Below are 6,387 nucleotides of genomic sequence, written 5' to 3'. Positions count from 1 at the left end.
CGCGCCACTGCCCCCTGTCGTGAACTACCGCCGTGGTCGATCGAGAATCACGCACGGGGCTAACGGGGGCCTTGGCGTAACCTAAAGCCGCGCCGCCCGTGGCACTGCACTGCCGACCACGTCACGCAGTCGGGACAGGAAAAGCGGATCGCGGAGGAAGAAGTGACCGCCGGGGACGACGTGCACGGTGCAGCGCGCGGCGGTGTGGCGACGCCACTGCTCGGCGTCCTGTGTGGACACGAGCGGATCGAGTGCGCCGGTGAACACGTCGATCGGGCAGGGCAGCGGATCGCCGTCGCGGGGCCACGAACTGGTGCAGACGGCCAGGTCGTCCCGCAGCAGGGAGGTCGCCGCCGCCAGCCAGTCCGGGTAGTTCAGCAGCTCCGGGGACATCCCGCCGATGTCGACCATCCACCGGGCCAACTCCCGGTCCGGCATGCGCAACGCCCGGGCGTGCCCGGCCGCCAGGTGCGGGGCCGGATGGGCGCCGACCAGCAGGCGCTGCGGCAGAAACCCGCCGCGCGACAGGAGTCTCCGGGTCAGCGCGTACGCGACGATCGCGCCCATGGAGTGTCCGTAGAGGACGTACGGCCGGGACAGCCAGGGACCCAACTGCTCGTCGAGCTCGTCGACCAACCGGCCCATCTCCCGCAGGCGCGGCTGCTTGATCCGGCCCTCGCGCCCGGGCAGCTGCACCGGAAGCACCGCGATGTCGGGCCCGAGTTCCCACTGCCAGTGGGAAAAGGCCGATGCCGCGCCGCCCGCGTGGTGGAAGCACAGCAGACGCAGGGGCGCGGCGGAATCGGGTTCGAGCGCGAGGTATCCGCTCATGGCCGGCGCCCGCGTGACCGAACCACCCGCAGCAGCGCCTCGATCACGAACCGCTGCACCGAGCGGCCGCCGCGCATCCGCAGCACCGACGCCGCCGTCCACAGGCGTGACTCGGTCACGTGGTTGGGAGAGCCGTGCACGTCGTCGTTCTCGACGGTGCGCAGGTGGCGGAGATTGTCCCGAAGGTGCTGGATGTCGCCGTCGGGGATGATCTCGTCCCGGCGGCTGACGATGCAGTGCACCGGAATGTCCAGCGACGCGAGCTGTTCGGCGGTCAACGCGTGCCCGCGCATCTTCTCCACCGCGACCTCCGCCGGCGCGTCCACCAGGTGCGCGAGCGTGTCCAGGGTGACGCGGGGGAGGGTCCGGTGCCAGTCGTGGTCGGTGAAGAACGTGCTGACCGGCGCCCCGGCCGTGACCACGCCCCTGATCCGGCGGTCCGCCACCGCGTGGCGCAACATCATCGTGCCGCTGAAGCTCAGCGCGATCGCGTAGGTCCGGTCGACGAGCGCCCGGTCGGCCACCGCGTCCAGCACGGAGCCGAACATCTGCCAGCTCGACTCGTCGTAGCCGACGGTGTTCTCGCCGACGCCGGGCATCTCGGTGACGATGCCGGCCATGCCCAGCCGGCGGGCCTGCACCAGCACCGGCGCCCACTGCTCCTTGACGGTGACGATGCCGCCGGTGATCAGCAGCAGTGGCCGCCGCCTGCCGGTCGACAGGCCGCTGGCCCAGCACCGGACGCGGCCGCCGCGGTGCGGCACGTCCAGGCGCTGCACGTGTCCGAGATCGCTGCGCCACAGGTCGAACGCCCCGACGCAGCGGTCGAGCGCGTTCTGCCGGGCCGGCCCGTCCACGTAGGGAAAGCGGGCCATGGCGTAGCGCCGGCAGGCGGCGAGCAACTCGCCCCGGTCCTCCAGCGCCCGCCCGGCCCTGGTCCACTCGCCGGCCCACGAGCCGGGGCCGTCGCCGTCGTCGGTGGTGATCCGGTCGAGCAGGTCACGGTAGTCCGGGATGTTCTGCGCCCGCGCGTGTACGACCGCGAACCGCTTGAGCTCGGCGATGTCATTCATCGCGCACCCCGGCCAGCGCCCGGTCGCCGCTGAAGCACTCCAGCCGGTCCTTGAGGTCGGCCAGCACGTCGGCGGCCTCCGCCCCGTCGATCACCCGGTGGTCGAAGGTCAGGCTGAGCCGCATCACCGGCGCCACCACCACCGTGGTTCCCCGCACCACCGGCCGGTCCATGATCCGGCCCAGCCCCAAGGTGATCGTCGTGCCGCCCACGGAGTAGAAGCCGTCGACCGGGCGGTGGCCCAGCGACGTCACCGCGAAGGTGCCCAGCCGGGATGCCCGCCGCCGCAGCGGCCGGACCGCGCCGCGGTAGGCGATCCGGGCCAGCAGCCACGGCAGCCGCTGCAGCAGCCGCACGCCGTCGAACTCGGGCATCCGGTCCACGTCGCCGTCACGGTAGTGTTCGACCTGCCGCTGCACCTCGTCCAGGTCGGCCCGGTCCAGCCCGGGCAGCACCGCCGAGAGCACGACCCGCCGGCCGCCCAACGTCTTGTCCAGCGTCAGCTTCCCGTCGACGGACTCGTATCCGGCCACCTTCGGCGGCAGCCCGCCGCGGACCGCCGCGTTCGCCTCGGGATGCGCGGCCAGCACCCGCGCCGCCGTGTGGAGCACGTAGCTGACCACGGAGTAGTGCCGCCCCTCGGCGTGGGCGCCGGCGCGGTGCTCGCACACCCTGGTCATGTCGATCTCGGTGTCGAGGAACACCGCGGCCGTGGCCCGGGCCTCGGCCAGGAAGTGCAGCGTGTGCCGGCGCTGCCGGTCGACCGGTCGGATCCTCACGCCGGCACCGCCGCCGCGTAGATGCCGGCCAGGGTGTCGGCCTCCAGCACCGCCGGCACCGAGATCCGCCGGCCGGTGCTCTTCTCCAGGGCGACCAGCAGGGTCAGCAGGTGCACCGAGTCCCAGCCCGGCACGTCGTCCAGGCTGCGGCGGACGTCGTCGACGGTCAGGGCCAGGCCGGTCTCGTCCCGGATCAGGGTGACGAAGTCCTCGATGCTGTTCACGGCGTACCTCCGAAGTTCTCGGTCAGCCGCACGTGTCCCGGCACGGCGGCGATGTCGGCGAGGTCGTGGCGGAACACCGACGTGTCGTCCTCGGCGCCCGCCGGCACGAAACCGTTGCGCGGGTAGAAGTCCCGGACCTTGCCGTTCTTGGCCGTCGGCCGGTAGCGCCCGACCACCGCGCTCGCCCCCGCCGCCTTGGCCCGCGCCAGCACCGAGGACAGGCACGCCTGCTCGATGCCCCGGGCGAACACCCGGCAGCTGAGCAGGAAGTTCTCCACGTGCACGACGTCGTGCTCGCGGCGGGTGAACACGACGCCGACCAGGCCGTTGTCGCCGAAGCGGTCACCGGAGTGGATCGCGAGCACCTGTGCCGACGGATCGGCCAGCAGGCTCTGCACCTCGGCCGGCTGCAGCCGTTTCGTGGTCAGGTTGAACTGGTTGGTGCGCAGCGTCAGCTGCGAGACCCGGGGCACGTCCGCCGGCTCGACCCGGGCCAGCCGGACCCGCACGCCCAACTCGGCCAGGTAGTCGGCGATCGAGTCGAAGCCGTGCATGAAGTCCTTGCGCACCAGCTCGTCCCGGTACTTCGCCGGCCGCTTGAGATCTTCACCGGTCAGCTCCCGGACGTCGAACCAGCCGTCCAGCAGCAGCCGGTGCGGGTGCAGCGCCGGCTCGTCGTCCAGGTCCACCACCGCGACGTCGGGCAGCGCGTGCCGGACCTGCCCCCGCTCGTACGGGCTGTCGTCGGCGAACACGAAGCTGTCCGCGCCGATGTTGAGATCCTCGGCCAGGGCGGCGATGCTCTCCGACTTCGGCCACCAGCTCGCGGCCACCCGGACGAAGTCACCCTCCCGCAGCACCATGTCGGGGTGCTCGCGCAGCACCGCCCGTACCGGCTCGGGATCGTTCTTGCTCACCGCGGCCAGCAGCACTCCCTGCGACCCCAGCTGGGCGACCACCCGTTGGAAGGAGCGGAACGCCTCGCCCCGGTAGCCGCCGCCGATCTCGATGCCCTCCGGCCCGTCGTCGCCGAGGACGCCGCCCCACAGGGTGTTGTCCAGGTCGACGGCGAGGCACTTCTTGGTGCGGCCGGCCAGGTTGCGGGCCAGGTGGCCGACCTCCCGCGCGTAGGCGGCGAGCAGATCCTGGGACAGGTGGGCCTTGGCGTAGCTGTCCAGGCGCGCGTCGGTGACCTCGACTCCCTCCGCCACCAACGGATCCAGGTCGATGACCACGACCGACGGGTTGGTCTCCACGAGGGCGAGCAGCCGCGCGTTGAACTCCCGCCACAGCACTCCGAGCCGAGCCCGGGACTTCAGGTCCACCAGCTGACCGGTGTGCCTCCGCAGCAAGGGAACCGTGTTCAGCACCAGCACGCCACGGGCGGTGTCGGCGAACCGCGCGGCGATTCCCTCGACCAGCGCGGTCTTCTCGGCCAGCACCTTCTCGACGTCGTCGACGTGCCAGGGCGTGGGCACCTCGTCGAACACCACGGCCGGGTCGAGCACGCACAGCGCCATGTCGGGGTTCGCGGCGTGCAGCTCACTGTCCGGATCGGACAGCTCGAAGACGTAGCTGTCGTAGTCGGTCAGGTGCGGCCGGAGCAGGATTCCGTGCCGGGCCAGCTGCGCGGTCAGCGCCGGCACGAGCGCGGACAGCGTGCCGTGCCCGGTGACCGCGATGGTGAGCGTCGGCGTCGTCGGGTGCGCGCGCAGCACCTCGTCGGGGCTTACCCGCGACAGCAGCCGGCCGGCCCTGAGCAGGTCGTCCGCCGGCAGCCTGGCCAGCAGGCGCGGGACCTGGGGGTAGCGCTCGGCCACGTCGTCGATGCGCTGCGGCGAAAGCAGATCCTCCGCCATCGGGTCACACCCGTTCCAACGCGAAACCGGCCTTGATCCACTTGCTCGACTCGACGGCGATGCCCACCGCCCGGTCACCCGTGGCCATCCGCGGGAGCACCCGCTCCAGCTGGAGGAACGGCAGCGCGTTGCCGGTGTTGCCGGTCTCCGCGACGCAGGTGATCTCCCGCGGGTGGCGGACGTCCATCCGCGCCACGATCTTCTCGGTCATCCGGCCGGACAGCTGGGGCGGCAGCAGGTAGTCCAGGTCGGTGTCCTCCCACTCCAGCTCGTCCAGCAGCTCCCGCAGCGTCTCGGCGGCCATGGTCGGAACCGAGTCCTCGATCGCCTTGTAGTCCTCGCTGGACGGGGCGCGGTCGGGGTCGCGATCGAGCTTGGTGAACCACTCCAGCTGCTGGCCGGGGGCCCGGCCCTGACCGGTCAGCCGGGTCAGCACGTGCACCAGCTTGGTCGAGCCGGGGCGGCCCCGCGTGCTCAGCACCGCGGCCCCGGCGCCGTCGCCGAAGAGCACCACGTTGACCAGTTCGGACGGAGACAGCGTGGACAGGTCGGTCTCGACGTCGAAGATCTTGCTGCACACGTCGCCGCCGAGCACCAACGCGGTCGTGTGCTCACCGGTCATCAGCAGCTGCCGGGCCACGTTCAGCGCCTGCACGGCCCCGGTGCAGCCGGACTGGAGCTGGTAGGTGGCCAGGCCATCGATGCCCAGCCGGTCGGCGACCATGTTCACGGTGGCCGGCATCAGCTGGTCGGGCGTGGAGGTGCCCATCACCATGAGGTCCACCTGGGACGGTTCGACGCCGGCCTGCTCCAGCGCCCGCCGGCCGGCCTGCTCGCACAGGTCGGCGAGCCGGTAGCGGGCCTCGCCGGTCTCCAGGTCCACCGCCAGGTGGCGGGTCCTGGTGCCGACGAACACGTCGATCCACTGCTCCCACAGCTCATCCATGCGGAACCGCCGGGCCAGCGTCGCGTTGTCCACGACGGGGCCCGGCAGCGCGGTGCCCACCGACAGCAGGTGGATGTCTGGCGCGTGCATCCGATCCTCCTCCGCGCAGGTCCGGCCGGCATGCGCGCATCGACCTGCGCGCCCATCCTCGACGGGAGAGCTAAAGCGCTTCTAACGGAGTCCTTGGCCACGCCGCCGTCGGCGCTGTCCGGGCAGGAACGCACGGACCTTTGTGCCGGGTAAGCCATTGCTAAAGCCCTCGGCCTCGACGAGGTTGCGCGCAGCGGACCGTGACCAGGCGCGCGGAGGCCACCAGCAGCCGGCGCACGGGCGGGGCGACGGGCCGGGGCGACAGCCACTGGTGTCCCCGCCGGTGTTCGGGAAAGGCGATGACGGTGTCGTGGCCCGGCCGGAGCGGTTCGGCCTCGCCCATCACCCGGAAGTCCCACGGCAGCCCGGACGCGGCGAGTTGCGCCGCCACCTCGTGGAAGATCTCGGCGCGCTCGCCGTCAGGGTCGGTGGGCCAGGGCAGGGCCGCCGTCAGCCAGGGCGCGAGCAGCACGGGAGACCGGACCCCGGACTGGGTCAGGAGCACGAGCAGCGGCGGCCCGTCGACCGCCGCGCGGTCGGCCGCCCAGTGCACGGTCGCGATGCTGCACGGCAATTGGTCGATCAC

7 protein-coding genes are annotated in these 6,387 nt (G+C 72.0%); all 7 read right to left on the bottom strand.

Annotated features, from left to right (window positions below):
- Positions 1–81: 81 nt before the first annotated feature.
- Positions 82–831 carry a thioesterase II family protein gene (locus BJ998_RS39560; protein ID WP_184869275.1) on the bottom strand — a complete coding sequence of 250 codons (750 nt, stop codon included), beginning with the start codon at positions 829–831 and terminating at the stop codon, positions 82–84.
- Positions 828–1,904 (bottom strand): alpha/beta hydrolase, encoded by a 1,077-nt coding sequence (locus tag BJ998_RS39555; protein WP_184869274.1) that lies wholly within the window; start codon positions 1,902–1,904, stop codon positions 828–830. Before BJ998_RS39555 ends, BJ998_RS39560 begins: the two co-directional genes overlap by 4 nt.
- Positions 1,897–2,682: a 2-oxo acid dehydrogenase subunit E2 gene (locus BJ998_RS49400; RefSeq protein ID WP_221339541.1), complete on the bottom strand. Its 786-nt coding sequence runs from the start codon at positions 2,680–2,682 to the stop codon at positions 1,897–1,899. Before BJ998_RS49400 ends, BJ998_RS39555 begins: the two co-directional genes overlap by 8 nt.
- On the bottom strand, positions 2,679–2,906 hold the full coding sequence (locus tag BJ998_RS39545; protein ID WP_184869273.1) for an acyl carrier protein: 228 nt from the start codon (positions 2,904–2,906) through the stop codon (positions 2,679–2,681). The genes BJ998_RS49400 and BJ998_RS39545 overlap by 4 nt, the downstream gene beginning before the upstream one ends.
- Entirely contained in the window at positions 2,903–4,765 is a 1,863-nt protein-coding gene (locus BJ998_RS39540) for an HAD-IIIC family phosphatase (RefSeq protein ID WP_184869272.1), read from the bottom strand. Before BJ998_RS39540 ends, BJ998_RS39545 begins: the two co-directional genes overlap by 4 nt.
- Before the next feature lie 4 nt (positions 4,766–4,769).
- On the bottom strand, positions 4,770–5,801 hold the full coding sequence (locus BJ998_RS39535) for a 3-oxoacyl-ACP synthase III family protein (protein WP_184869271.1): 1,032 nt from the start codon (positions 5,799–5,801) through the stop codon (positions 4,770–4,772).
- 160 nt (positions 5,802–5,961) lie between these two features.
- Positions 5,962–6,387 (bottom strand): hypothetical protein, encoded by a 426-nt coding sequence (locus BJ998_RS39530; protein WP_184869270.1) that lies wholly within the window; start codon positions 6,385–6,387, stop codon positions 5,962–5,964.

The organism is Kutzneria kofuensis, from assembly GCF_014203355.1.
Classification (GTDB): Bacteria; Actinomycetota; Actinomycetes; order Mycobacteriales; family Pseudonocardiaceae; genus Kutzneria; species Kutzneria kofuensis.
This window is presented reverse-complemented; position numbering and strand designations above follow the sequence as displayed.

What these genes read in the sequence shown, in the direction of transcription:
- BJ998_RS39560 (WP_184869275.1), bottom strand. Translation starts at nt 831, where the DNA reads ATGAGCGGATACCTCGCGCTCGAACCCGATTCCGCCGCGCCCCTGCGT.
- BJ998_RS39555 (WP_184869274.1), bottom strand. Translation starts at nt 1,904, where the DNA reads ATGAATGACATCGCCGAGCTCAAGCGGTTCGCGGTCGTACACGCGCGG.
- BJ998_RS39540 (WP_184869272.1), bottom strand. Translation starts at nt 4,765, where the DNA reads ATGGCGGAGGATCTGCTTTCGCCGCAGCGCATCGACGACGTGGCCGAG.
- BJ998_RS39535 (WP_184869271.1), bottom strand. Translation starts at nt 5,801, where the DNA reads ATGCACGCGCCAGACATCCACCTGCTGTCGGTGGGCACCGCGCTGCCG.